General features: G+C 36.9%; 21 protein-coding genes. 15 read left to right on the forward strand and 6 right to left on the reverse strand.

What is annotated here, in order from left to right:
• Positions 1–2: 2 nt before the first annotated feature.
• The 13 genes from KJS44_RS03135 (at position 3) to KJS44_RS03195 (ending at position 14,590) form a co-directional block, all read left to right on the forward strand.
• Positions 3–989 carry an ABC transporter ATP-binding protein gene (locus KJS44_RS03135; RefSeq protein WP_008689822.1) on the forward strand — a complete coding sequence of 329 codons (987 nt, stop codon included), beginning with the start codon at positions 3–5 and terminating at the stop codon, positions 987–989.
• Positions 989–2,371, forward strand: a complete 1,383-nt coding sequence (locus tag KJS44_RS03140; RefSeq protein ID WP_008689821.1) for an ABC transporter ATP-binding protein — start codon at positions 989–991, stop codon at positions 2,369–2,371. Before KJS44_RS03135 ends, KJS44_RS03140 begins: the two co-directional genes overlap by 1 nt.
• Complete coding sequence (locus KJS44_RS03145) at positions 2,368–2,559, forward strand: hypothetical protein (protein ID WP_008689819.1); 192 nt, start codon at positions 2,368–2,370, stop codon at positions 2,557–2,559. Before KJS44_RS03140 ends, KJS44_RS03145 begins: the two co-directional genes overlap by 4 nt.
• 119 nt (positions 2,560–2,678) lie before the next feature.
• Complete coding sequence (locus KJS44_RS03150) at positions 2,679–2,960, forward strand: MG284/MPN403 family protein (RefSeq protein ID WP_008689817.1); 282 nt, start codon at positions 2,679–2,681, stop codon at positions 2,958–2,960.
• A gap of 114 nt (positions 2,961–3,074) precedes the next feature.
• Positions 3,075–4,775 carry a phosphoenolpyruvate--protein phosphotransferase gene (ptsP, locus tag KJS44_RS03155; RefSeq protein ID WP_008689816.1) on the forward strand — a complete coding sequence of 567 codons (1,701 nt, stop codon included), beginning with the start codon at positions 3,075–3,077 and terminating at the stop codon, positions 4,773–4,775.
• A gap of 652 nt (positions 4,776–5,427) precedes the next feature.
• Positions 5,428–6,366, forward strand: a complete 939-nt coding sequence (locus KJS44_RS03160) for a sugar ABC transporter substrate-binding protein (RefSeq protein ID WP_008689815.1) — start codon at positions 5,428–5,430, stop codon at positions 6,364–6,366.
• On the forward strand, positions 6,363–7,853 hold the full coding sequence (locus tag KJS44_RS03165) for a sensor histidine kinase (RefSeq protein WP_008689814.1): 1,491 nt from the start codon (positions 6,363–6,365) through the stop codon (positions 7,851–7,853). The genes KJS44_RS03160 and KJS44_RS03165 overlap by 4 nt, the downstream gene beginning before the upstream one ends.
• On the forward strand, positions 7,853–9,382 hold the full coding sequence (locus KJS44_RS03170) for a response regulator transcription factor (RefSeq protein WP_008689813.1): 1,530 nt from the start codon (positions 7,853–7,855) through the stop codon (positions 9,380–9,382). The genes KJS44_RS03165 and KJS44_RS03170 overlap by 1 nt, the downstream gene beginning before the upstream one ends.
• A gap of 432 nt (positions 9,383–9,814) precedes the next feature.
• A complete protein-coding gene (locus tag KJS44_RS03175; protein ID WP_008689812.1) occupies positions 9,815–11,329 on the forward strand; it encodes an amino acid adenylation domain-containing protein in 1,515 nt (504 codons plus the stop codon).
• Between the two features lie 5 nt (positions 11,330–11,334).
• A complete protein-coding gene (locus tag KJS44_RS03180) occupies positions 11,335–11,562 on the forward strand; it encodes a phosphopantetheine-binding protein (RefSeq protein ID WP_008689811.1) in 228 nt (75 codons plus the stop codon).
• A gap of 10 nt (positions 11,563–11,572) precedes the next feature.
• Positions 11,573–13,135, forward strand: a complete 1,563-nt coding sequence (locus KJS44_RS03185) for an MBOAT family O-acyltransferase (RefSeq protein ID WP_008689810.1) — start codon at positions 11,573–11,575, stop codon at positions 13,133–13,135.
• Positions 13,136–13,152: 17 nt separating this feature from the next.
• Positions 13,153–14,196, forward strand: a complete 1,044-nt coding sequence (locus KJS44_RS03190; protein WP_008689809.1) for an SGNH/GDSL hydrolase family protein — start codon at positions 13,153–13,155, stop codon at positions 14,194–14,196.
• An 82-nt stretch (positions 14,197–14,278) separates the two neighbouring features.
• Positions 14,279–14,590: a hypothetical protein gene (locus KJS44_RS03195; protein ID WP_008689808.1), complete on the forward strand. Its 312-nt coding sequence runs from the start codon at positions 14,279–14,281 to the stop codon at positions 14,588–14,590.
• A 149-nt stretch (positions 14,591–14,739) separates the two neighbouring features.
• Here the strand turns inward: KJS44_RS03195 and KJS44_RS03200 are convergent, their stop codons facing one another.
• The 5 genes from KJS44_RS03200 to KJS44_RS03220 form a co-directional block, all read right to left on the reverse strand.
• On the reverse strand, positions 14,740–16,506 hold the full coding sequence (locus KJS44_RS03200; protein WP_008689806.1) for a M3 family oligoendopeptidase: 1,767 nt from the start codon (positions 16,504–16,506) through the stop codon (positions 14,740–14,742).
• A gap of 148 nt (positions 16,507–16,654) precedes the next feature.
• Complete coding sequence (locus KJS44_RS03205) at positions 16,655–17,299, reverse strand: TMEM165/GDT1 family protein (protein WP_008689804.1); 645 nt, start codon at positions 17,297–17,299, stop codon at positions 16,655–16,657.
• Between the two features lie 186 nt (positions 17,300–17,485).
• Positions 17,486–18,514 carry a M42 family metallopeptidase gene (locus tag KJS44_RS03210; protein WP_008689802.1) on the reverse strand — a complete coding sequence of 343 codons (1,029 nt, stop codon included), beginning with the start codon at positions 18,512–18,514 and terminating at the stop codon, positions 17,486–17,488.
• A gap of 36 nt (positions 18,515–18,550) precedes the next feature.
• Positions 18,551–19,066, reverse strand: a complete 516-nt coding sequence (gene pyrR, locus KJS44_RS03215; protein ID WP_008689801.1) for a bifunctional pyr operon transcriptional regulator/uracil phosphoribosyltransferase PyrR — start codon at positions 19,064–19,066, stop codon at positions 18,551–18,553.
• Positions 19,067–19,123: 57 nt separating this feature from the next.
• On the reverse strand, positions 19,124–20,575 hold the full coding sequence (locus KJS44_RS03220) for a hypothetical protein (protein WP_008689799.1): 1,452 nt from the start codon (positions 20,573–20,575) through the stop codon (positions 19,124–19,126).
• A 145-nt stretch (positions 20,576–20,720) separates the two neighbouring features.
• Here KJS44_RS03220 and KJS44_RS03225 point away from each other — a divergent pair, with 145 nt between their 5' ends.
• Positions 20,721–21,071 carry a DsrE family protein gene (locus KJS44_RS03225; protein WP_026006688.1) on the forward strand — a complete coding sequence of 117 codons (351 nt, stop codon included), beginning with the start codon at positions 20,721–20,723 and terminating at the stop codon, positions 21,069–21,071.
• Positions 21,072–21,103: 32 nt separating this feature from the next.
• On the forward strand, positions 21,104–21,550 hold the full coding sequence (locus KJS44_RS03230) for an NUDIX hydrolase (protein ID WP_008689795.1): 447 nt from the start codon (positions 21,104–21,106) through the stop codon (positions 21,548–21,550).
• 127 nt (positions 21,551–21,677) lie between these two features.
• Here the strand turns inward: KJS44_RS03230 and KJS44_RS03235 are convergent, their stop codons facing one another.
• Positions 21,678–24,905, reverse strand: a complete 3,228-nt coding sequence (locus tag KJS44_RS03235; RefSeq protein ID WP_213540203.1) for a DEAD/DEAH box helicase — start codon at positions 24,903–24,905, stop codon at positions 21,678–21,680.
• Between the last annotated feature and the right edge of the window lie 182 nt (positions 24,906–25,087).

Below are 25,087 nucleotides of genomic sequence, written 5' to 3' on the forward strand. Positions count from 1 at the left end.
ACATGAAATTACTGGAAATTAATAATCTGCACACCTATTTTGATACCAAAAAAGGTCTGATTAAGGCAGTCAACGGTGTTAGCCTGTCGATTGAAGAAGGTCGTACACTTGGTGTAGTAGGTGAGTCTGGCAGTGGTAAAAGTCAGACAGCAATGAGTATCTTGAAATTATTTGAAAATAATCAGAAAATATATGAAGGTGAAATCAAGTTCGAGGGTAAAGTCATTTCTGAGCTTAGTGAAAAGGAAATGCAGAAAATTCGTGGTAACGATATCTCTGTTATCTTCCAAGAGCCAATGACGTCTCTGAACCCGGTATTTACTGTTAATCGTCAGATTAGTGAAGTTCTGATGTTGCATCAGGGCTTAAATAAGAAGGAAGCAGAAGCACGCAGTATCGAAATGCTGAAACAAGTAAAAATCGCCAATCCGGAAACTGTCAACAAATCCTATCCATTCCAATTATCCGGTGGTATGCGCCAGCGTGTCATGATTGCTATGGCACTTGCTTGTAAGCCAAAACTGTTAATTGCCGATGAACCGACAACTGCACTGGATGTTACGATTCAGGCGCAGATCTTAAAACTGATGAATGAACTAAAAGCTGAAACAGGTACAGCAATCATGTTTATCACACACGATCTTGGAGTTATCAATCAGATGGCAGATGATGTTGCCGTTATGTATTGTGGTCAGGTCGTTGAAACTGCACCTGTTGACAATATCTTTATGGATAGCGAATATATCCATCCATATACAGAAGGACTGCTGACATCCATTCCGCGTTTGAATACCAAGCGTGGTGAAAAACTGGATGTTATCCCTGGTTCTGTGCCGCATCCGTTAGCATTGCCACAAGGATGTAAATTTGCTCCTCGATGCAAATATGCCACAGAGAAATGTCGAAACGAAGAACCTGAGTTGAAGGAAATCGGACCTAATCATCAGATTCGTTGTTTCTTCCCTGTCAAAAGAGGAGGTAACAAGTAATGGAAAAGAAAAAACTGATTGAGATAGCAAATCTGCGACAGTATTTTCCTGTCAAGAAAGAATCTTTATTACAGAAAGAACAGCTGTATGTAAAGGCAAATGACGGTATCACCATTACGATCCATGAAGGCGAAACTTATGGACTAGTTGGTGAATCCGGTTGTGGTAAGTCAACCTTAGGACGTGTCTTGTTGCAATTATATGATCAGACACGCGGTGATACGGTATACTTTGGACGTACAGTATATGAATATCAACCAAAGTATTATGAAAAAGATTTAAATGACTTGGCCAAATTACATGAAAAAGCGAAGCATTTAGAAAGCAAGATTAATAACGAAGATCCAAATCATACATCTGTTGATGCTTATGATGACGCAATGCGCCATTTATATCGCTTATGTGGTGGTCTGGTTTTCTCTGACAATTATAGCGAAGTATCCAAACTATTATTGGAAGAATATAAGGCCGGCTGTAATGTTGCACAGCTGGAAAAGAAAAATGCCAGTGCAGAAGAACTTAAAGCAGCAGAAGCGAAGCATGATGCCATCTTAAAATCCATTGAACAGATGAAAGACAGCTATCGCTCAAACGAGAACTTTGCCAAGATTGATGCGATGTGGGAACATGGTATTGAATTACCAAGATTGACAAAAGAAGAAATGCGTATCTTACGTGAGGATCTTCAGATTATTTTCCAGGATCCATATTCTTCTTTGAATCCTCGTTTAACTGTCGGACAGATTATTTCGGAACCATTAGTTGGACAAAAGAAATTTAAAAAAGGAAGTAAAGAGTTAGAGGATTACATTATCGAGGTCATGGATAAATGTGGTCTGGAGGCTTATTTCATCCATCGTTATCCACATCAGTTCTCTGGTGGACAGCGTCAGCGTATCGGCATTGCCCGTGCATTAGCCTTGAATCCTAAATTCATTGTCTGTGATGAAGCGGTTTCCGCACTGGACGTTTCTATTCAATCACAGGTATTAAACCTGTTGCAGGAATTGAAAGAAACCCAGAATCTGACGTATTTGTTTATCTCTCATGACTTAAGTGTCGTGAAGTATATTTCCGATCGTATCGGTGTTATGTATTTAGGTAACATGGTGGAAAGCGCTAGATCAGAAGATATCTTCCGCAACCCATTACATCCATATACCGAGGCTTTATTAAATGCTATTCCGACAACCGATATCCATAACAAAGAATTACAGATTTTGGAAGGAGATATTCCTAGTCCGGTAAATCCTCCAAAAGGATGTAAATTCCATACACGTTGTAAATATGCTATGGAGAAGTGTAAATGTGAACGTCCGGAATGGGTGGAAATTGAGCCTGAACACTTTGTCGCATGTCATTTAAGGAGTCTTAAAAAGTGATTCTCAAAAAGGCACGCGAAATAAAAAATCGTTTAAATAAAGTTGATGAAGATAAATTAAAGGATGTGGATCTGGAAAAACATGATATGTTGGCAATGGTAATTGCGGCATTTATCACGTTTTTACCTCCTATTCTGATTGCCTGTGCCATTATTTATTTTGTGCTCTGGCTGATTTTCCTTCGTTGATATACGGATGTCTTGTGAAAGCAGGACATCTTTTTTTAGGCAAATTGATAAAAAAGGAAGAAAAATTACGTTTTTAGACTCTTTGTGTCGTATAGATAAGTAGAGGGAAGTGATGACACATGGAATCTATGAGTCAATTGCATGCAAAAGCAAATTATCTGGCACAATTATATCGCCGTGATTATTTACGCACTTGCAAAGACATTGAAAGGCTATATGAACTGCATGAAATAATTAATCAGGCACTGCTTAAGCTGAAAAGGGAGGAGTGTATATTGATGATGAATGAGTATTTTTTACCGGCAGATCAAAATTGGTGGTGTATCAACTATGAGAAAGAGATGTTTGATAAGAAGAAAAACATGGCTTTACATGCATTCTTTCGTTGCTTAACGGCTTAAAAAATGTTATTATTTAATATAGAGATAGAGATATGGAAGCGTTTAGAAAACCACGTTTCTATCAATATAAAACACTTTTTTTATAAGTTGCAAGAGTAAGAGGAGGATGTACTTATGTTAAAAGGTATTGCAGCATCAGCGGGAGTTTCCATCGCAAAAGCATACAAATTGGAATCTCCAAAAGTTGAGATCGTTAAAAAAGAAGGAGATCCTGCAATTGAAGTTGAAAAATTCAATGCAGCACTCGAAAAGACAAAAACAGATATCGAGGGTGTAAAAGAAAGAGCAGCAGCACGTCTGTCTGAAGAAGAACTGGCTGTATTTGATGCTCATCTGATGATGGCTGGTGACCCTGAATTCGCATCACAGATTGTCGGCATGATCGAAAATGATAAAGTAAATGCAGAATATGCTGCTGATACGGTTGCCAACCAGATGGTAGCTATGTTTGAGTCTATGGATAATGATTATTTCCGTGAAAGAGCTGCGGATATCAAGGATGTTACGTATCGTTTGAAATGTAACCTGCTGGGACTGACAATTCCTGATTTATCAAGCATCAGTGAAGATTCTATTATTGTTGCTTATGATTTAACACCATCAGATACGGCACAGCTGAATACATTTGTAAAAGGCTTTGCGACTAGTATTGGTGGTAAAACAAGTCATTCTGCCATCATGGCAAACTCTTTAGAAATACCAGCAGTTGTAGGATGTGGAGATATCCTGAGTGCTGTTGAACATGGGGATACATTAATCTTGGATGCTTTAGATGGCGAAGTATTTGTAAATCCTGATGAAGAAACAATTAAGAAATATGAAGCAAAAGCAAAGGCTTATGCTGAAGAAAAAGAAGCATTAAAAGTTTTAGTGAATGCGGAATCTGTCACAACTGATGGACATAAAGTAGAATTAGCTGGTAATATCGGTGGTTTTAAAGATGTTGAAGGTGTATTGAAAAACGGTGGTGAAGGTGTAGGCTTATTCCGTACGGAATTCTTATATATGGACAACGATCACTTCCCAACAGAAGAAGAGCAGTTTGAAGCATATAAGGCTGTATTAGAAGGTATGCAAGGACGCCGTGTCGTTGTTCGTACCTTAGATATCGGTGGAGATAAGAAATTATCATACTTTGAATTCCCAGAAGAAATGAATCCATTCTTAGGCTATCGTGCAATTCGTCTGTGTCTGGATCGTACAGATATCTTCCGTACACAGTTGCGTGCCTTGATTCGTGCTAGTGTTTATGGTAGATTATGCATCATGTTCCCGATGATTGCAACCGTAAAAGAATTCTGTGACGCAAAAGCTATTTATGAAGAAGAAAAGGCAAAATTGATTGCCGAAGGTGTAAAGGTTGCCGATAATATCGAAGTTGGTATGATGGTGGAAATTCCTGCTGCAGCTGTTAATGCGGATAACTTTGCTAAACATGCAGACTTCTTCTCTATTGGTACAAACGATTTGATTCAGTATTCAATGGCCGCAGATCGTATGAGCGAGCATGTATCTTACTTATATCAGCCATACAATCCATCTGTATTGCGTTTAATCAAGATGACGATTGATGGTGCACATAAAGAAGGCAAATGGGCTGGTATGTGTGGCGCAATGGCTGGAGAACCATATGCTGTACCTTTGCTGTTAGGTATGGGATTGGATGAATTCTCAATGTCTGCTACACAAATTCTGAAAGCACGTAAGATGGTAAACGGTTTAAGCAAAGATGAAGCAGCAAAACTTGCTGATGAAGCATTAAAACTTGCTACTGCTGAAGAAGTACTTGATTTAGTTAAAAAAGCAGTGGATTAATCATTGAAAAGGGTATCTTATTGTAGTGACCTCCTAAAGTGAGTCTAACTTTTGAAGGGTAATATCACGCAAAGATATCCTTTTTTGCTTTATTAGGAATACAATATAAGGGATTCTAAGAGGATCGCTAATCGTTGTGTGGGAAGTATGTTGAAATAGATAAGAGATCGCATGCTTAATAGGATACAAATTGTATGCTAATGAGTAGGTAAGTTAAAAAGTAGGACGTTGGAATCATCAATAAAAAGAAGGTGTCGTACCTCTTATTGTATTAGATTAAATGTAGCGCATAGCTCTTTTGGCATTGAAATTAGCAAAATTAAAAAAATATGTGAGATGTGAGAATCTGATTGTAGCGCTTACGACAATAATTTGCTAAAAATGACAAGATATTTCTTATTTCGTAAGATATAATTATTTTGTAATTAGCGGATAGCAACCCCGCAGTACAGCATCATCTGTATGCACATCTTTTCTTAAGAAAACCCTATGACATGAGTCAGTTCAAGGAAAAAGATGAGGAATCATGGTGTGAGGACCTTGATTTTAGCGACATGTGGTGGAAAGAAATGATTCTTACAATCCCTTTCAAGAATCATTTTTTTTTATGCTTAACTATGTTAAAATAATGAAAAGAGGAAAGGGATTACATATGAAAAAAGCAGTACTAGCGGCATCGCTCATGCTTTTGTGCGGATGTCAAACAACGAAGAAGGAAACAGAAAAACCATTATATTTTGTGTTTGCAACACCATTATCTACACATACCCTATGGCTGCAGGCAAAAAGCGGTATGCAGGATGCTTGTGATCTACATCATATACAATGTGATTGGCAAGGACCAATCAAAATTTCAACAGAACAAATGGAGGATGTAATTCAGACAGCAATTTTGAAAAAAGCAGATGGTATTATTACACAGGGAGTTATCAAGAAAACATATATCATGGAATCAATGGAGCAAAATGTACCGATCGTTCTTGTTGATTCACCGGTAGAAGACGCAAAGCCCCTTGCAACTATTTGTAAGGATTTTGAACAACAGGCACAGATGCTTTTGACGGATATTGAAAAACGGATAGGAAAGAATGAACATCTGCGCATAGGAATTCAGGTATCGGAACAAGATTTCGATTTGGCCAAACAGCAGATTGAATCCGTCCGTACGGTATTTAAAAAACATCCGGGCGGTTTTGAAATTGTTGCAATCAGTGAATCTAAGTCAGATCAATCCCGTTCACGTAATGAATGGATCAGCGTTTTGCAAAAAGAAAAAAATTTAAATATCACGCTAAATTTTGCCGGTGAAAGTGCGATTGGCTGTGTGATGGCGCGTGAATATCTGAATATGCAAGATGATCTGCTGATCTATGGTGTTGATGATATGGATGATACGGTAAAGATGATCAAAGAAGGTAAAATTGCCGGAAGCATAGTTACATCTTTTTATCGTTACGGATATGATTCCGTGGAGATGTTATATGAGTATGTAAGAAATGGAAAAGAACCGGTGAAAGAGCTTCAGCCAGCGCAAATTCTATTGCTTAATAAAGGAAATCTAAAAACATATGAAAAGGAGCTGAAGGAATGATGAAACGGTGGTTGCGTCATAATGATCAGCTGGAAAGCTTCAGCGATAAGATTTTTAATTACAATCTCATGTTAATCGTCATTGTAGCCTTTGTTTGTTCGACATATGTCATGCTGAATATACGAATTATCGATAAGTTTAATGATACCTATGTGAGCTACAATGATTTAAATGGCTTTTATTTTCATGTGAAGGAAATGAATGATAATTTTCAGGTCTATTTATATCAGCCCAGTGATGCAAATTATAAAGCTTTTCGTGATTCTTATAATGCATCCGGAAAAAACATAGATAAGATCATGCTGAGCCTAAAAGGGAATGAGCGAAAATGGCGTTTTGAACTCTTGCAGAATATGATTGATAAGTATTATATCGATGCTGAATTGGTCATTGCCAGTAATCTACAGCAAGAAGAAGACTTTAATCAGAAGTATCAGAAGTTAATACATGAATATGAGCTGATAGCAAAGACAAGTGGAGAATATTATGATATCGTAACCGAAGATATGCAGCTGCAGAAAATTGCGGTAAATGATAATCAGCGAACGCTGCATCTAGTATCTTTATTCTTTATTCTGTTTGTGATTACCTGGCTTGCTTATTTTTCCATTACGATGATTCGTTCGATGACAGATCCGATTGAGAAAATCATGAATAATATGAATCGCATTAAAATGGGTGAATACGACTTATCAAAAATTTCCAATGTAAACAAAGAAATGAATGTGCTTTGTTTGGCGTTGGAGGACCTTTCAAGAAGTATACAAAAAAATATTCAATATGCGAATGATAAATCCGATCTAGAGAAACGTGTATTGGAGCAGCAAAACGAAAATTTGAAAAAAGATGAACTGCTTGCGCAAAGCGAATTGCGGGTATTGCAAAATCAAATTAATCCCCATTTCTTATTTAATACCTTGAATATGATTTATAAAAAGGCTTACAGTGAAGGTGCATATGAAACAAGTGAACTGATGGAACGCACCAGCCGTCTGTTGCGTTATGCTTTGGATAATACAAGCCGCATCAGCAGTTTGAAAAAAGAATTAGCGGCTATTGAAAACTATAATTATATTCAGGCGAAACGTTATGGAGAACGCATTCGCTTTATTGTCGAGGCAGAAGAGGATCTTCCTGATATACGCATGCCAGGCATGATCTTACAGCCGCTTGTTGAAAATGCAGTTCTCCATGGTTTACAGGATGTTACGGAAGATGGTGAGGTCATGATTGAGGTTACGCAGCAAAACGATCATGTAATCATCAGTGTAAGTGATAATGGTGTTGGTATGGCCTCAGATGAATTGGAAAAATTAATTTTAAATGATTATGCCAAAGGAAGCGATGATCGTGTGCATCTGGGCTTATACAATGTTACCAGCCGCTTGAAGAAATTTTATGGTGATGAAGTAAGCATTATCATCAATAGTCTGGAAAACTGTGGCTTTGAGATTAATATTAAGATTGATCTAAGGAGGCGTTCCTGATGTATAAAATTTTAATAATCGAGGATGAGCAAATTGAACGCGAGACACTTTATAAAATCTTACACGATAACTTTACTTTAAAAGGATTGTATATGGCGAAAAACGGGAAAGAAGCACTGGATGTTTTTGAACGTGAAAAGCCGGAAATTGTCTTAGCCGATATCAATATACCGGGAATCAATGGCTTAGAGGTCATACGGCGAATCAAACAACAGCAACAAGACACTTCCTTCCTTGTATTATCCAGTTATAACTATTTTGAATATGCACAAGAGGCCATTCGCCTAGGTGTGAGTGATTTTATTTTAAAGCCATACAACATAGAACATTTGAAAGAAGTCGTAGATAGATTGATACACCAGCATCGAGAAAAACGTAAAGAGCAGCAACAGCATGATGAATTATTGGAGAAGATTGAAAAAATTACTCCGGTAGTTGAAAATGAATGTTTGTATGCGATCATCTCAAATGAGAACGAATTAGAATTAAAACGTTCTTTACGACTATTAAGTCCCCATATCTGTAGTGGTTTTTGTATGATCATGCAGAGTTTGACATGTGCTTTTCATACCACAGCCATGGATACCATTTGTGAAAACTTTAAAAAGCAGGGATATCGCTGTATCAAAGAATTGTTTCATGGACTGCAAATTTTCTTTATCCTTTTTGAGCGTCCGATTGACCAACAGGAAGTCCGACAGCTGGCAGGATATATCGATGGTTTGCGTAGTGAATATAAAGATGTCGTAATTGGTATTGGTCCTATTGTTTGTGAATTAATAAAATTTCATCATTCCTTTGATTTGGCGAGAGATCGATTAAGTGCTCAGGCACAGCCAGCTTTGAAGCTATTGATGGAAGATGAAAAAAGCAGTGAAGAAAATGCGGTAAATATTGCTACACAGGTAGAAGTATTCATGAAAGCATTTCAGAAGATGGATGAAGAATCTTTAAAAAAACATTTGAATCAATTAAGTCTTCAACTGATTCAGGAGGAAAAAGAACAATTGTATAAAGATGTATCTGAATTAATTACGTCTTTGAAAAACAGTTGTGAAAAACAATATCCGGAAATTGATTTTACTAAAGTCAAAATTACACCTTTGCGTGTGACAAGCAGTATTCACCAAGAAGTACCTTTATATTTACATATGCAAATACATCGCTTGTATGATCTGATTGCTGAGGAGAAATTCCGTAATACGAATTTACTGGTACGTCATGCCATTCGTTATATTGACAGTAATTATCGTAAACAAATTACATTGAGTGATATGGCAGATGCATTACAGGTATCACCTTATTATATTTCCAAATTACTCAGCAGCTCTTTGAATAAAACATTTACGGAACTGGTGAGTGAACGACGTGTAGAGGCTAGTAAAGAATTACTGAAAACAAATAAACGTATAAAAGAAATCGCTTATGAAGTAGGATTCCAAGGGCAAAATTATTTCACTAAAGTATTTAAAAATTATACCGGCGTTACCCCAAAGGTATATAAAAATACCTTTGAGAACAAGGAATAATAGCTTTGTATGGGGTTAAACACAAAGAATTGCTAAAGATAGCTAAATTTTACTATTTTTTCATTCTATAATAAAAATGCAGATAAAGAGACTATAATAATACTATCTGCAATACCATAATGTAAGGCTGTTACCAGCCAGCCTTAGATGAATCCTTTTTCTTTAAAAAAGTCATGTTACTCCCAGAACATGACTTTTTTACATGATGTGTTTGTCTAGTAAGCATGTTAGCTTACTTTTTTTAGGTTTTATTTACCGATAATTCTAACATAAGTAAAAATGACTTTTTTTCTTTGTAGGAGAATGTAAGGATAAAAGTGACATATATGTCATTTAGAATTAAGAACCCTTAAGAAGTAAAAATGCATCTAGATGCTATAATACAGGTGAACAGGAAGGGTGTTTCCTTCTTATGTAAAGGAGCTAATTGTTATGAAGAATATAGTTGAGATGCTGGAAAACAGTTGTTCTCGTTATCCTGATAAAACAATGCTTATGGAACCGGAAAAGAGCATTACATATAAAGCGTTTGTCAATGAAGCAAAAGCGATTGCTTGTAAGATTATAGAAAAAATACCATCACAGAATCAGCCTGTTGTCATTTTGATTGATAAAAGCATTCAGGCTCTCGTATCAATGATGGGAGTGTTATATAGTGGAAATTATTATACGATCTTAGATGTAAAGATGCCCGTTGAGCGTATGGAATGTATACTGAATACGTTGCAGCCAAGCCTGCTTATTAGCGATCATAAGCAATGGAAAACAGCCGAAAAGTTAAATTTTAAAGGAGATTTGTTGCTTTATGAAGAAAACAAGACCTATGCGATAGAAGAAGCAAACTTATTATCCAGGCGAAGAAAGATGATTGATACGGATCCGGCATATGTATTGTTTACTTCCGGCTCTACCGGTATTCCGAAAGGAACAGTTGTATCACATCGCAGTGTCCTTGCCTATGCCCATTGGGTTGTTGAAACCTTTGCAATCGATGAAACAACGATCTTTGGTAATCAGACACCGTTTTATTTCAGTATGTCTGTGCTTGATATTTATGCAACCCTTTTATCAGGTGCTAGTCTTTATTTGCTGCCAAAACTTTATTTCTCTTTTCCAGCAAAGCTTTTGGACTGCATGATTCAAAATAAGATCAATACCATTTACTGGGTGCCGAGTGCTTTAGGTATCGTGGCAAACTTAAAAGGTTTAGAAGTATTGCCGCCTAAAGATGTAAAAAAGGTGTTGTTTGCAGGTGAAGTAATGCCAACAAAGATTTTAAATATCTGGCGCAGACATTTACCTGATGCTTTATATGCAAATTTATATGGTCCAACAGAAGTTACCGATATTTGTACGTATTATATTGTAAACCGTGATTTTGCGGATGATGAAGCTTTGCCAATCGGAAATGCTTGTAACAATTGTGATGTTATTGTGCTAAAAGAAGATGGTACACAAGCAAAAGGCGATGAAGCCGGTGAACTTTGTGTACGAGGAAGTTTTTTGGCAAATGGATATTATGATCAAGTGGAGAAAACAAGCGAAGTGTTTATTCAAAATCCATTGCAGCCTCATTATCCAGAGCTTATTTATCGCAGTGGTGATATTGTGAAATACAATGAATACGGTGAGTTGATGTACTTATCACGTAAGGATTTTCAAATCAAGCATATGGGATATCGCATTGAACTTGGTGAAATTGAAACCGCTATGTTTGCGATAGAGGGGATGGATGCCTGTGCGTGTATCTATGATACACAAGCGAAATGGATCATCTTATATTATCAGGGCAAAAATTTAACGGAAAAAGCAATTTTGGAACAGGCAAAGGCCAAGCTGCCCAATTACATGTGGCCCAATAAATTTATTCCTATAAAACGCATGCCTTATAATGCAAATGGGAAAATAGATCGGAAAGCTTTAAAAGCTATGTATGCAGGAGGATAAAAAATATGGAGAAATTACTAGCAATCTTAGAAGATATGAAGCCAGGAGTCGATTTTAAAAAAGAAAAAAAACTTATTGAGGATGGTATTTTAGATTCCTTCGATATCGTTGAAATCATTGCGGCTATCGATGATGAATTTGATGTTGAAATTCCAGTTATGGAAGTGCAGCCAGAGGTTTTCAATGATGTAGAAAAGCTATATGCGCTGATTGAGCGATTAATGGAAGAATAGGATTTGTATCATGTCATTGATATCGCTGCCATTCATGCTGTTAGTGACAGCATCTTGTGTGCTTTATTATCTTGCGCCGAAACAGTGGCGATGGTGTATTTTGCTCTTAGCAAATGTCATCTTTTATGTTGCGGCCTCGCAGGCATTGATCATTTTCCTGATAGGTAGTATTTTGAGTGTATATATCGGCGGCTTAGCTATTAACAAACAGATAAAGCTGCAAAAAGCTACCATAAAAAGTTTAGAAAAAGACCAAAAGAAAGCCTATAAGGCTATGATGAAGAAACGGAAGCAACTGATTTTGATCGTCGTATTGGCAATCAATATTGGTATCTTATGCTATTTAAAATATTACGGTTTTTTTGCCGGTAATCTGAATGCCATAAATGCTTTACTGCATGTTAATGTTAATATCGCAGTAAAAAAATTTGTACTGCCACTTGGAATCTCCTATTATACCTTAATGGCCATCAGTTACATGGTAGATGTGTATAGAGGCAAATACGAAGCAAGCCCTCAGCTTGGGAAAGTCGCTTTGTATTTGTCCTTCTTCCCACAAATGACAGAAGGTCCGATCTCACGTTTTGATCAGTTAGCCGATCAATTGTATGCGGGCAATGAATTTGACATTATAAAATTCAAGAGTGGTTTATATCTAATTCTTTGGGGACTTTTTAAAAAATTAGTCATCGCTGATCGAGCTGCGCTATATGTGAATCCAGTATTTAGTGGTATGCATGGAGGTTTTACCGCTTTTTTAGCTGTTGCCTTATATACATTACAAATATATGCTGAATTTAGTGGCGCTATGGATATCGTACGTGGAATTGGCTATTTGTTTGGTGTTCACATGGAGAAAAATTTTGAACAACCGTTTTTCTCAAAAAGTATAGCTGAATTCTGGCGTCGCTGGCATCGTACGTTAGGGACTTGGCTAAAAGATTACGTATTTTATTCAATATCATTATCTAAAATGAATATGAATTTGAACCGTTCTGTGAAAAAGCATATGAAAGGGAATTTCGGAAGATTTATCCTAAGCGCATTTCCCCTCTTTTTTGTCTGGTTTTTCAATGGATTCTGGCATGGCGCCAGCTGGAAATATATTGTATATGGTTTATATTATTATCTAATTATGATGATGGGTTTGTTGCTTGCCCCTGTTTTTACGAAAATCAAAGATACATGGCATCTTCATGAACAGCGAAAAGGCTATCGTCTCTTTTGTATCTTACGTACGGTATTGATTGTTTTTGGTGGCATGCTGATCTTTCGTGCGCACTCACTAGATGATGCCTTGCAAATGCTGTTGCGGATCTTTACGATGCAGGAAACAGATATCTTAGCACATGGGCTGACTCTTGTTGATTTTGGCATTTTGATATGGGGATTGGTATTGATGTTTATAATAGCAGGCTTAAAGGAAAGACGTGTAAATTTATTTGCATTATTTGATCAGAAAAGTCTGTTGTTGCGTTATGGTATTATCCTTATCATAGGGGTATCCATTATCGTATTTGGTATTTATGGTCATGGTTATCAAGCAAGCGATTTTATATATGGTGAATTTTAGTGAAAGGAGCAAACATCATGAAAAACAGACGTAAATCTATCCTAGCCTTTACATCCTTTATTGTTATTTTTGCTCTATTATTAAACTTATTTTCCATGATATTAATTCCCAAAGATAATAAGATGAGCAAAACGATACGTGGCTTCTATGAAGAAAAGAAAAACTCATTAGATGTTTTATTTCTTGGTGATAGTAGTATGTATCGCAGTATCATACCTGCTAAGTTGTGGAAGGAAAATGGTTTTACCAGTTATGCACTGGGCGCTCCTTCGGTAAGAACCTATGCTTTGTATTATTTATTGGAAGAAGCATTAAAAACGCAAAAGCCAAAAGTAGTCGTTATGGAAGTGAATTGCGCATTTAATGATCATAAATATTCTATGGGAAATAAACGAAAGATTATCGATCACATGAAACTTTCGATGAATAAAATTAATATGATTCAAGATGCAGCATTTCAATTTTCTTTAACTGATAAAATAAGTTTATTATTCCCTGTCTTTTTATATCATAATCGTTATAATGAAATAAATGCGGTTGATATAGCTGAAACCTTTGGTTCGCCAATGAATGATACGAAGGGCTTTATTAGTAGCTACAAGCAAAAACCGTATAAAGGGAAGACCAATTATATGCGTGCATCTTCACAGGCGATGTTTGATGCGAATAGTAAAAAATATATGGATATGATTCATGATATATGTAAAAAGAATCATATTAAGCTTATGTTATTAAAAGTACCGGGTGCCAAAGAATGGAATCAAAGTAAAAAAGAGGCAGTAGAGTTGTATGCAAAAGAACGACATCTGCCATATTTAGATTTAAATACGAATATGGAGAAGAACATCGATTGGAGAAGGGATACGAATGATTCCGGAGTACATTTGAATATCTTTGGTGCAGAAAAGGTGACGATGGAGCTCAGTCAGTATTTTCGTCGTCATTATCGACTGAAAAAAACAACAGATCAAGAAGTAATTGCTTCCTTCAATAAAGCTTATCGCTTATTTAATGAGAAACGAAAGTCTTATAAAAGACCTGTCAAGACAGTTACTATTTAAGAATACCTATTATGAAATGAATCTTACAGGTATATGTACCTCTATATTGGATAATCCAATATAGAGTTTTTTTTTGACTTCCATGAAGACGGATGATTACAAAAAAGCTTGTGAATATGCAGGTATTAATTTTGATCAAACATCCTATGATAAAAGCTCGGCATTGCAGAAAAAGACAACGAAAGAAAGCTATGCCGCTGTGGTATTCAAAGTAGGCAAGCAAAAAGTGTCAAAAAAGAAAGTCACAGTAGATGTTGAAATCATAACTACGGATTATTTAGAAATTATGAATCAGGCCGTATATGATACTATGAAAAATAAAAAAGATGATGCATATACATATAGAGTATTTTCTAGTATCAAAATAGAGAAGAATAAGCTTCTAAATTGTTGATACCTAGCAGTTAAAAAAACGATGTATGATACAGCATTTTGTTGTTTGTGTTTTATGAAACAATACAATTAGAATATGCAAAAAAAGCGGTATCTACATGCCATGTTAAGATATGGCGAATAGTTACCGTTTTTATATGAACATAGGGTTTATTTGTTAAAGGACTCGCTCAGAGTTAAGAATTCATTTACTCTTTCCTCAGCGGTTTTTAAACAACTGATCCAGAAATCTTTAGAAGTCAGATCAATGTCAGCCAATTTAGCAACATCTTCAACATCGGATACCGTTGTCGCATGTAGCAATTCACGATATTTTGGTACGAAAGCATCCTTCATTTCATGATATTTTACAATTAAGCCACGGGCAAATAAACCGCCAAAAGCGTAAGGGAAGTTGTAAAAGCTCAGAGCTGATGAATAATAATGGCTCTTATTGATCCACATATAAGGATGCAAATACTGCTCATCTAAGCCATCACCATATGCTTGTTTTTGTGCATCCAACATCATCGCTTCTAGTTCATCCGGGAATAGGAACCCCTCTTTACGTTTTTCAAATACCTTTTTTTCAAATAAGAAACGAGAATAAATATCACACATAATCTGTGTAAGATCTTGAAGCTGTGTTTCTATTAATGCCAGCTTTGTTTCTCCTTCTGCTTCATCAATTGCAGCATTCATGATGATATTTTCATTAAAGGTAGAAGCAGTTTCGGCAACTGGCATGGAATAATCTGTATTAAGCATCTTGTGATCCTGGATCATCATACCATGATATGCGTGTCCTAATTCATGAGCCAATGTCACAACATCGCCTAAGGAACCATCAAAATTCGTTAAAACACGACTTTGTTTCAAGAAAGGGAGATTTTCGCAGAATGCTCCACCAACCTTACCCTTACGTGGATAGAAATCAATCCATTCATCTGCAAAGGCTTCTTCCATCATATCCGCCATATCCTGTGCAAAAGGCGCAAAATGTTTCAACAGATAGTCTTTTGCTGTTTCAATCGTGAATTTTGTGTCGTCTTTTCCAATAGGTGCAAATAGCTCATACCAAGGAAGTCCGTTTTGATAACCTAACATTTCCGCCTTGCGTTTTAAATATTTACGGAATACCGGCATATAATCATCCATGGCCGATAGCATGGCATCTAAGGTTTCCTGTTTCATATGGGACTGATGCAGTGTCATTGCTAAAGGAGAAGCGAAACCGCGCAACTCACATTCTGTTAAGACTTGTGCTTTGATGTTGTTTAAAGAAAAGGCAATAGCATCACGAATCTTGGCATAAGCAGCTAATTCTGCTTCATAAGCGCGTTTACGCACCTTTTTATCAGAGTCATATGCCAAGTTGCGAATCTGTGAAAGGGTAGTTGTTTTTCCATCATAGTCTACTTCTAAGGTGCTGGTCAGATAGCTTTGCATGGTTTCCCAAGCCTGTCCTGCCGAGATATCCATCTTGGATAATACTTCTTCTACATCATCACTGAGTAAGTAACGACCATCTTCTTGAATCGAATGTAACAAGTAGGTATATTCCTGTAATGCTTCTTCTTTTTCCAGGCAAGCATCAAGATCTTTTATTTGTGCAATATAGCGATTAAATTTTGCTTTTGCTTTTGCCACGTTGCTTGTTTTCTTAGTGATCTTATCTAAATAAGCTGCTGTTTGCGCATCAGTGGTATCACAGCTTTGGCGCAGATTGGCATATGCCAACAGCTGGTAGCTGATCTGTTCTAATTCATTTAATGTAGTTAGAATTTGTTTCAAGGTAGCAGTTTCATCCTTATGGGATAAGGTGTCTGCCAAGGTATTGCATTGTGCAATCAATTCATCAAGTTTCTTGATATCTGCTTCAAATTGCGGATCATCATAACCCTTATAGAGGACATCAAGTGACCAAGTTTCTTTCATTTTAGACCTTCTTTCTCTGTTAGATTACCCCTATTATAGCATAGAAATTCCAAAATGAAGGAGAAGATTATGGAAGGTTTATTTTCTTAGAAGGAAGAGTGTGTAAGCCGTAAGCAATTCTTCTTTTTTGATGAATGTGAAGATAATACTATGCTATCTCTTTATGACTTTTCTCATAAATCATACAGGCAATGCTGATGATGAGAATGGAATAGATGATATAGAAAAAGGGGGCTGCTGGATAGGCCTCAAACAAGGTAATGGAGCCAAAGAGAAAGAAGAAAAAGGAAGAAACTACTTTAACACTATCTTCACTTAAATGGGCAAAGATAAATTTTCCAGCGAAGATACCAAAAATATTTGCCATGATAAGGCCTAAGGATGCTCCCAGAAAAACTTGAAGGTGCTGGTCCATGTGATCGGCTGAAAGCGCTACGGTTGCTAATTGCGTCTTATCACCGAGCTCAGCTAGAATAAAGGTAAAGGCAATAGAAAAAATAGGCAATCCTAAGGAAATATGATGCCCCTTGCTTTCTTCTTTTGTAATGCGTAAGTTAAAAAAACCAAAGCCTAGAAACATTGCGGCAGCGGCCAATTTGATAAACTGCATAGGGATCATATCGCCTATTAGATCTCCGGCCAATGTAGAAAAAGCACTGATGATGATGACCCCTAACATCATCCCTAATATCACACTTTTCATACGATAGCGATTGGTGAGCGCCATCATCATAAGTTGTGTTTTATCAGCCATTTCCGCGATAAAAACAAATAAAAACGTATGCAGCAACATAAGATCACCTCTTATTTTACTATATGTGAAATAAAGAGCTTTCATGTATAAAATCATCCTTTCCCTGCTGCGACAAAATAAATATGAAGAAGGAAAGGTGTAAGCGTCAGTAAAATAGGGATTACTTTGAAAAAGCCCTAAGCAAAAGAAAACCCGTACGAATCATACGGGTAAGAAATGCATTCTTTATTCCTCGCAAATATAGGCAAGGATCAATTTCATGGTGTTAAGGACACCATCGATATGTGTACGTTCCATACCATGAGAAGCGTGAACACCTGGGCCAATTAATGCCCCTTTGATATCATTTCCGGCATTTCTTGCGGCACTGACATCTGAACCATATTGTGGATAAATATCAATTGCATAAGATACGGCTTCACGTTTAGCCAGCTCAATAAGTTTGCTGGTAAGATCATAATCATAAGGACCACTGGAATCTTTGGCGCAGATGGAAACATCTTGTTCTGTGCATGCTAAATCTAAGCCGATGCATCCCATATCGACAGCTAAAAGCTCAGCAATTTCATCTGGGATATGCGCCATACCATGTCCGACTTCTTCATAGGTGCTCATCATAAAGATCAAATCATAAGCAGGGGTAATGGCATTTTCTTTTAAATGATGTAAAATGCCCATCAATGCAGAAACGCTGATCTTATCGTCTAAGAAACGAGATTTAATAAAACCACTTTCGGTAATTTGTACTTTTGGATCGATGGCAACAATATCTCCATTTTGAATTCCAAGTTTCTGCGTATCTTCCTTTGTATAAGTGACTTCATCAATGCGTACTTCCATTTCATCAATTTCACGTTTCTTCGTGCTGGCATCTTTATAGACATGGGCTGCTGGAGAAGTGGATAAAATCGTTCCGCTATAGCATTGACCATCTCTTGTATAGATACGACAATATTCCCCATCCAGTGTCGGAATGATAGGACCGCCTAAATTGGTTAAGGCAAGCTTTCCATCACTTTTTATCGAGCGGACCATAAGACCTAAGGTATCGCAATGGGCGCATAAACCAAGTGTCTTATGATGATGATTACCTTTTACATAGATCCATAAATTGCCTTTGTGATTACGTTTTGTCTGATATCCGAATCGCTTTGCTTCTTCTTCAACGAAGTCGATGGCTTTTTTGGTATACCCGGTAGGGGAATCAATTGCTAATAACTTTTTTGCGAATGCTACAACATATTCTTTATTCATCATCATCTTACCTACTTTCTATTTTTACTTAGTGATTTAACGTGAGATGTACACACCATCACAATCATCAATTTCTTCAACTTTTACGCGAATCTGTTCCTGTAAAGAGCTAGGAATGTTTTTGCCGATGTAGTCTGCGCGTATCGGTAATTCACGATGACCGCGATCAACCAAGACGGCCAATTGTATCTCTTTTGCTCTTCCATAATGCATAATGGCATCCATGGCAGCGCGCACGGTTCGTCCTTTGAATAAGACATCATCTACTAAAATAACTTTCTTATCCTTTACCGGCATGGTTTGGTTTGGTAAAGGGTGTGCCTGCTCCAGATCATCACGCCAATGGGAAACATCCAATGCATAACAAGGTACCTGTACTTGCTCTACACGCGCAATCATTTTAGCTAAACGCTGAGCGAGAATTTCACCTCTGGTCTTGATGCCGACAAGAACGATATCCTCAACACCTTTGTTATGTTCAATGATTTCATGTGTAATTCTGGTTAAACTGCGGCGCAATCCTAAAGCGTCGATTATCTCTTTTGTTTCCATGCAGATCCTCCTTGAAAACACTACTCATAGTATACCTGTTTCCGCCTTTAAACGCAATCATTTCCCGTCCAGGATTTCATCAAGAATAGCATTTGCCAATCGCTCAAAAAGAAATTGTTTCTGATACGGTGTTCCCTTCGTACTCAGCTCATAAATACCTACGTTTTGTGTATATAGAATGGTTAAAAATTCATGAATGAGTTCTTGGCTTTTTACCTGATGATCATAAGCAGCTAAGGTTTGACAGAAGAAATCTTCTTTATCATGATGACCGAGAAATAAAGCGATGGCATCATCCAAACTCTCAACTTTTCGCCATCCTTGAAACTTTGCCTTTGCGTTTAAATAGAATAAGGCATGGACCGGATAAAATTGCAGACTGCTTTCATAGGTTGTCAAAGGAGTGATCTGATAACGAATAGTATCTTCTTCTTTTAGAAAGATGCCGGATGCATAATGTGCGAATAGTTGTTGCTTTTTTACATAAGAGATATCTTTACAGGCACTGACCTCACTACCGGTACTGACGATGGCATTATCAAGATAGTGCAAAATGCCGCTATCATCATAATAAGCACTTGCGGCTATCTTGCGAGTATGACAACTTTTCAATATGGCATCTAATAATTCACTCTTACCACTGTGGGTCATCCCGGCAAAGACAAGATTTTGTTGCTGTTGCGAATATGCAATATGCACCATGGAGGCATGAATAGGGAGATCATGCTTTTGAATACAAAGCGCATTGTATAAGGTTAAGATCATTTCTTTTAAGTAGAGAAAATGTAACATCTCATCCCCACCGCTGACCATACCGATGTATAAGGCATTTGTCTGATCGTAATAGTAACTCCGCTGTTTACGATGGCTTTGTAATCCAAACAAGAGAAGAAAATCATAAGTAACACCTGGTTCTGTAATAGGATACATGGCGGACAGAGCTGCCGCAAACCACAATGCTTTACGATGTAAAAAAACAATGCCTTGAAAATTGCCGATGCGGATACAGATGCCAAGGTAGCTAGTGGCATCCATACTGATATCCCGATATAAAAAAGTATCGCTTTTTCGTATCGGATATTGATGAGAATGTTTTGCCATAGCGATGACCGGAACACTGTGTAACTGTACTTCGCTTAAGAAAGGAATATGACTCAAGGGAAGATGCGCATAGGGATGCGATAAGGGGTGTTTCTTTACTTGATAGGTAGCATCAAAAGCAAATTGATGCATGGGTAAAATGGAGCCTGATTGTTGAACAAGACGACTCATATTTTCCCAAAGATGCTGTAAAGAGGGAGAAGGAACATCTGGCTTGGTGATGATGTGAATTTTACCAATAGCAGAAAAGTATTGCAGAAAAATTAATAAAGGACGGTAAGGGAAAGGATTTTTTGTTAAAAGAGAAAGCACCATGGTCTCTTCAATATCGTATGGATAACATTTTAATAATTCTTTTAAATAAGAGCGAGCACTGACTTCCTCATCAAATTCTAATGCAAACAGCATAGTATCACCTGTTAAATAGGTATGCTCGCCATTAACAAAATAGTCAAATGATCTGTTGAAAACATGCTTTCCTAGCAATCATCGTTATGTGTAAGAATAGATGTGCTATAATAAAAAAAAGAATGCACAGAAAGAAGTGTTGAATATGAAAAAAGTTGTATTTCATATAGATGAAATGAAGAATTGGTCATTAACATTAGGAAATGTGAAGAATCTTATCACGTTTTATGAACACCATGATGAGGTGTTTCAAATCGTCGTCGTAGCAAATGGTGAAGCCGTAAAAGGATATGGGAAAGAGGACACACAGGAAAATATTGCAAAGGAAATCCTTGCTTTATTTGCTAAGGGAATATCTTTTCACGCATGTCAAAATGCGTTGCGTGCACAGCAGTTAGAAGCTGTCGATCTTCTTGAGCATATCGTCATTGTTGAAGCAGGTGTGGCTGATATTGTCGCATTGCAAGAAAAAGGTTTTACCTATATAAAACCATAACAATTGCATGAAAAATGTGAAGAGGTGGTCTTATGAAAATCAAATTTTATGAAAAGGTTGATGATGAAAAGTTGCTATTTGCTGTCATAGTGGCTAAATATAAGGAACAATGGGTCTTTTGTAAACACAAACAGCGCAACAGCTATGAATTATGCGGCGGACATCGAGAAGCAAATGAGTCTATTCTGGATTGTGCAAGACGGGAGTTTTATGAAGAGAGTGGAGCGAAGGAATATCAACTGATTCCCTTGTGTGTGTATTCCTGCCTTGGTAAAACACGCGTAAAAGAAAGCAGTGATGAGCATGAAACATTTGGTATGTTGTATTATGCAGAGGTGTATGACTTTGATGAACTTCCTGAAAGTGAGATACAGGAAATTGCTTTCTTCACGGATGTAAAGAAGATACCAGAGTGGACATATCCTCAGATACAGCCGATATTATTCACAAAGGCACAATCCATGTTAACAAAGAAATAAAAAAAGCGTTGAAAAAAAGCTTGTTTCTATAACTAAAAAAACGTTGAAAATCTTATAGACGAAATGAAAGAGGCTGTCCTTAAAAGTATATGCGCTTTGCAAGGATCCAGCCTCTTGTTCTTGTAAGTTAGAACAAATCCATAATTTCATCTTTGCTCATGCTAGTAATCAAACCGTCATTCAAGTGAATGATACTATCACTTAAATCTTGTTTTAATTCTTGTAAATGCATGATTTTTTCTTCGATTGTATCTTTGGCAATTAGTTTAACGACCTGTACATTGTTGTGCTGTCCGATGCGATAGGCTCGATCGGTAGCTTGATTTTGGGCAGATACATTCCACCATGGATCAAAGTGAATGACAACTTCGGCACTGGTAAGATTCAACCCGGTTCCTCCGGCTTTTAAAGATATCAAAAAAACCGGTGTAGCATCAACATTAAAGGCATTTACATATTGCTGACGCTGTACTTTTGGGGTGCTGCCTTTTAATAGATAGTAATCAATTTCGCGTTGCTTTAGCTCTTTTTCAATCAACGATAACAGTGAGGTAAACTGTGAGAATAATAAGACTTTTTTACCCGATGCACGACAGTTTTCGATAAATTCCATGCACGCGTTAATTTTATTGCCTACCCCCTGGTAATTTTCATACAGCAAGCGGGGATCACAGCACAATTGGCGCAATCTGGTCAACATACTCAGCACCATGATCTTACTATTTTCAAAGCCTTTTTGTTTAAAGCTTTTATGCAAATCTTCTCGTATCAAAGATACATTTGCCATATATAATTTTCGGGTTTCTTCATCTAATTCGATCATCATCGTATGTTCGACTTTTTCAGGAAGTTCTTTTAAGACATCTTTCTTTACACGGCGCAAGATGAACGGTTCTACCATTCGCTTTAATTCCTTTAAGGTTATAGGATCATTTTCTTTCACGATAGGAATCTCATATTGCTTTTTGAAGTAAGGGTAAGTATATAGATAACCTGGCATTAAGAAATCAAAAATGCTCCATAATTCCGCTAATGAATTTTCAATTGGTGTTCCGGTTAAGGCAAATCGATGGGCTGCCTGAATCTGTTTGACAGATACGGCATTCTTCGTATTATGGTTTTTGATATACTGAGCTTCATCAATGATTTGATAAGTAAAGTGGAAATTTTCATAGTGTTCAATATCACGTTTGAGATAATCATAAGAGGTGATCACGACATCATAATCTTTCGCTTTGTAGATTAAGGCTTTTCGTTCCTCCATATTCCCGGTAATCAAAATGCTCGTTAAGGCATCAGAAAATTTCGCGATTTCACTTTGCCAGTTCAAAATCAGTGAACTTGGACAGACAACAAGAGAGATAGCCTGTGGATCATGGAGCTTTTCCTCTTCCAATAAAGTAATTACTTGCAAGGTCTTACCAATGCCCATATCATCAGCTAAAATTCCTCCAAAACCATAATTGGCCATCGTTTTTAGCCAGCGGAAACCATCTTTTTGATAATTTCGCAAAATGTTTTTCAGACTGTGAGGAACCTTAAAATCAGAGTCCTTAACATTGCGTATACTACGGATGATATCTTTAAAAGTCGCATCGCGCTCAACCTTGATCATCTCAGCATCTTTTAGGCTTTTATCGATGTATAAAGAACGATATTTGGGAACCTTGATTTTACCACTTTCGAGCTCTTTTTCACTTACATGCATGCCATCTAAAATAAAAGACAACTCTTGCAAAGCACTATCTTCAATATTGACAAAAGAACCGTTGCGCATACGATAGTATTTTTTATTCAAACGGTATGCTTTTAATACCTCTTGCAACTCTTCGACAGGAAAATCAAAGGTATCAAAATCAATTTCTAGCAAATCACTTTCAATACGTACACCCATGGAGATATTCACACTATCACGTATCTGCAGTTTGCGGAATTTCTCACTGGCAAACATTTCACAGGTCTGTGATAATTCTTCAAAGCCTTTATTTAAAAATTCATATATGGCATCTTGTGAATGTTCAATATAGGCAAGTCCTTCCATAGCGTCAATCCGTGTCATATATTTGGTAAAAATCAGACGTACGGCAATTTCATCATTGAAGTTGCGACTGGCAGATAAGGAAGTATCACTGAACGCATTATACATATCATCTCCATAACAATACAGCAAACGTGCAGATATGACATTTTGTTTCGGCATATCGATATACACCTTACATTCTAATGGTAATGGCGCATACATAGAAATATCTTCACCATGCAGAGGCAGATATTTTTTGACATTTAAAATAACATTATTATAGAAGGCACTCATCAAGCCATCTGACACGGTTAAGGTATTATGATGTTCTAAGCATCCGCTGAGCATTGGCTCACAGGCTTTTGTAAAATCTTTATCACAACGATAAAGGATATGATTCATAAGAACATATAGATGGTTTCGTCCTTTAAACAGACGATAGTCTCCTTCATTCAGAGAAATATGAAAAATCTGCTGGGCATCTTTGTGTATCTGTAAAGAAAAAGGGGGATTGATAGCAAGAAAGCGCATGTTGATCAATGTTTTTTCTTTCATGCGATGCATGACATCCTGATCGGTATATAATTCATAAAATTCATCTAAAGCATCCGGCGTCATGCACATATTACGGGATTGCGGGGCTTTTTCTAAGGTAGGATGATTTAAAAAATACAAAACATCATGTTCATGATGACGCATGAAATCAATCAGCTTTTGACTCGTTTCATCAAAGCTATAATAATTATGCATGAATTCCAGTTCCTTACCATAGGCTTTTTTTACATTATGGGCAATATCATCCAGAAATAATGCGATGTCTTTGACGATATATTGTTTTTCATTGCCGATTTTTAAGGTTAACGCAAGAATGTTTTTTTTACGTATTTCTAATACGGGTTCCAAATGAATGGCTGTTTTTAAGTTCATGGCCAATGAAGAATAGACGATTTGTTCTTCGTAGATATTCATGATCTGAATGGCATGTTTATCGACTACTTTATTTTCCATCTGTTCCTTTTCCGCGTTTTTGCGTTTACTGTCTTCCATTAGGCGCAGCAAAACAGCGACACAATGTGCACAGGTCATTTTTTGGGCATGCTCTTCACAGCCACACAAATGAGCTCTTACGATGAAGTCATCCTTATCGATTGACATATTCACTTCCCGATATACTTTTTTATCTACGACATTAGCATTGACCATAATGATCTCAGGACTTGAAAAGTCATCGATATCCAACGATTTGATGGCTTTTTCCTTCATCAATTTTTCTCCCTTTTCAAATGTTTGCTCATCGCCTGCAAAGTCACGTATCTGAGCTATTGTAAATTCCATACCATCACCTTATCTTTCATCTTATTATTGTATCATTATTTCAGATGAAACGCGATGAAGATTAAAAAATTTATCAATGTAAGAAGGAAAGAATTCATCAGAAGAAAGCGTAGAAATGCTACCACCATTCGTATTGGCAAATACCACCAATTTGTGAATACTTTGTATGCAATAGTATAGCA

Source organism: Longicatena caecimuris, assembly GCF_018406465.1.
Classification (GTDB): domain Bacteria; phylum Bacillota_I; class Bacilli_A; order Erysipelotrichales; family Erysipelotrichaceae; genus Longicatena; species Longicatena caecimuris.

Coding starts and splice junctions, on each gene's coding strand:
- KJS44_RS03135 (WP_008689822.1), top strand. CDS start 3: ATGAAATTACTGGAAATTAATAATCTGCACACCTATTTTGATACCAAA.
- KJS44_RS03140 (WP_008689821.1), top strand. CDS start 989: ATGGAAAAGAAAAAACTGATTGAGATAGCAAATCTGCGACAGTATTTT.
- KJS44_RS03150 (WP_008689817.1), top strand. CDS start 2,679: ATGGAATCTATGAGTCAATTGCATGCAAAAGCAAATTATCTGGCACAA.
- ptsP (WP_008689816.1), top strand. CDS start 3,075: ATGTTAAAAGGTATTGCAGCATCAGCGGGAGTTTCCATCGCAAAAGCA.
- KJS44_RS03160 (WP_008689815.1), top strand. CDS start 5,428: ATGAAAAAAGCAGTACTAGCGGCATCGCTCATGCTTTTGTGCGGATGT.
- KJS44_RS03165 (WP_008689814.1), top strand. CDS start 6,363: ATGATGAAACGGTGGTTGCGTCATAATGATCAGCTGGAAAGCTTCAGC.
- KJS44_RS03170 (WP_008689813.1), top strand. CDS start 7,853: ATGTATAAAATTTTAATAATCGAGGATGAGCAAATTGAACGCGAGACA.
- KJS44_RS03175 (WP_008689812.1), top strand. CDS start 9,815: ATGAAGAATATAGTTGAGATGCTGGAAAACAGTTGTTCTCGTTATCCT.
- KJS44_RS03180 (WP_008689811.1), top strand. CDS start 11,335: ATGGAGAAATTACTAGCAATCTTAGAAGATATGAAGCCAGGAGTCGAT.
- KJS44_RS03185 (WP_008689810.1), top strand. CDS start 11,573: ATGTCATTGATATCGCTGCCATTCATGCTGTTAGTGACAGCATCTTGT.
- KJS44_RS03190 (WP_008689809.1), top strand. CDS start 13,153: ATGAAAAACAGACGTAAATCTATCCTAGCCTTTACATCCTTTATTGTT.
- KJS44_RS03195 (WP_008689808.1), top strand. CDS start 14,279: ATGAAGACGGATGATTACAAAAAAGCTTGTGAATATGCAGGTATTAAT.
- KJS44_RS03200 (WP_008689806.1), bottom strand. CDS start 16,506: ATGAAAGAAACTTGGTCACTTGATGTCCTCTATAAGGGTTATGATGAT.
- KJS44_RS03205 (WP_008689804.1), bottom strand. CDS start 17,299: ATGTTGCTGCATACGTTTTTATTTGTTTTTATCGCGGAAATGGCTGAT.
- KJS44_RS03210 (WP_008689802.1), bottom strand. CDS start 18,514: ATGAATAAAGAATATGTTGTAGCATTCGCAAAAAAGTTATTAGCAATT.
- pyrR (WP_008689801.1), bottom strand. CDS start 19,066: ATGGAAACAAAAGAGATAATCGACGCTTTAGGATTGCGCCGCAGTTTA.
- KJS44_RS03220 (WP_008689799.1), bottom strand. CDS start 20,575: ATGCTGTTTGCATTAGAATTTGATGAGGAAGTCAGTGCTCGCTCTTAT.
- KJS44_RS03225 (WP_026006688.1), top strand. CDS start 20,721: ATGAAAAAAGTTGTATTTCATATAGATGAAATGAAGAATTGGTCATTA.
- KJS44_RS03230 (WP_008689795.1), top strand. CDS start 21,104: ATGAAAATCAAATTTTATGAAAAGGTTGATGATGAAAAGTTGCTATTT.
- KJS44_RS03235 (WP_213540203.1), bottom strand. CDS start 24,905: ATGGAATTTACAATAGCTCAGATACGTGACTTTGCAGGCGATGAGCAA.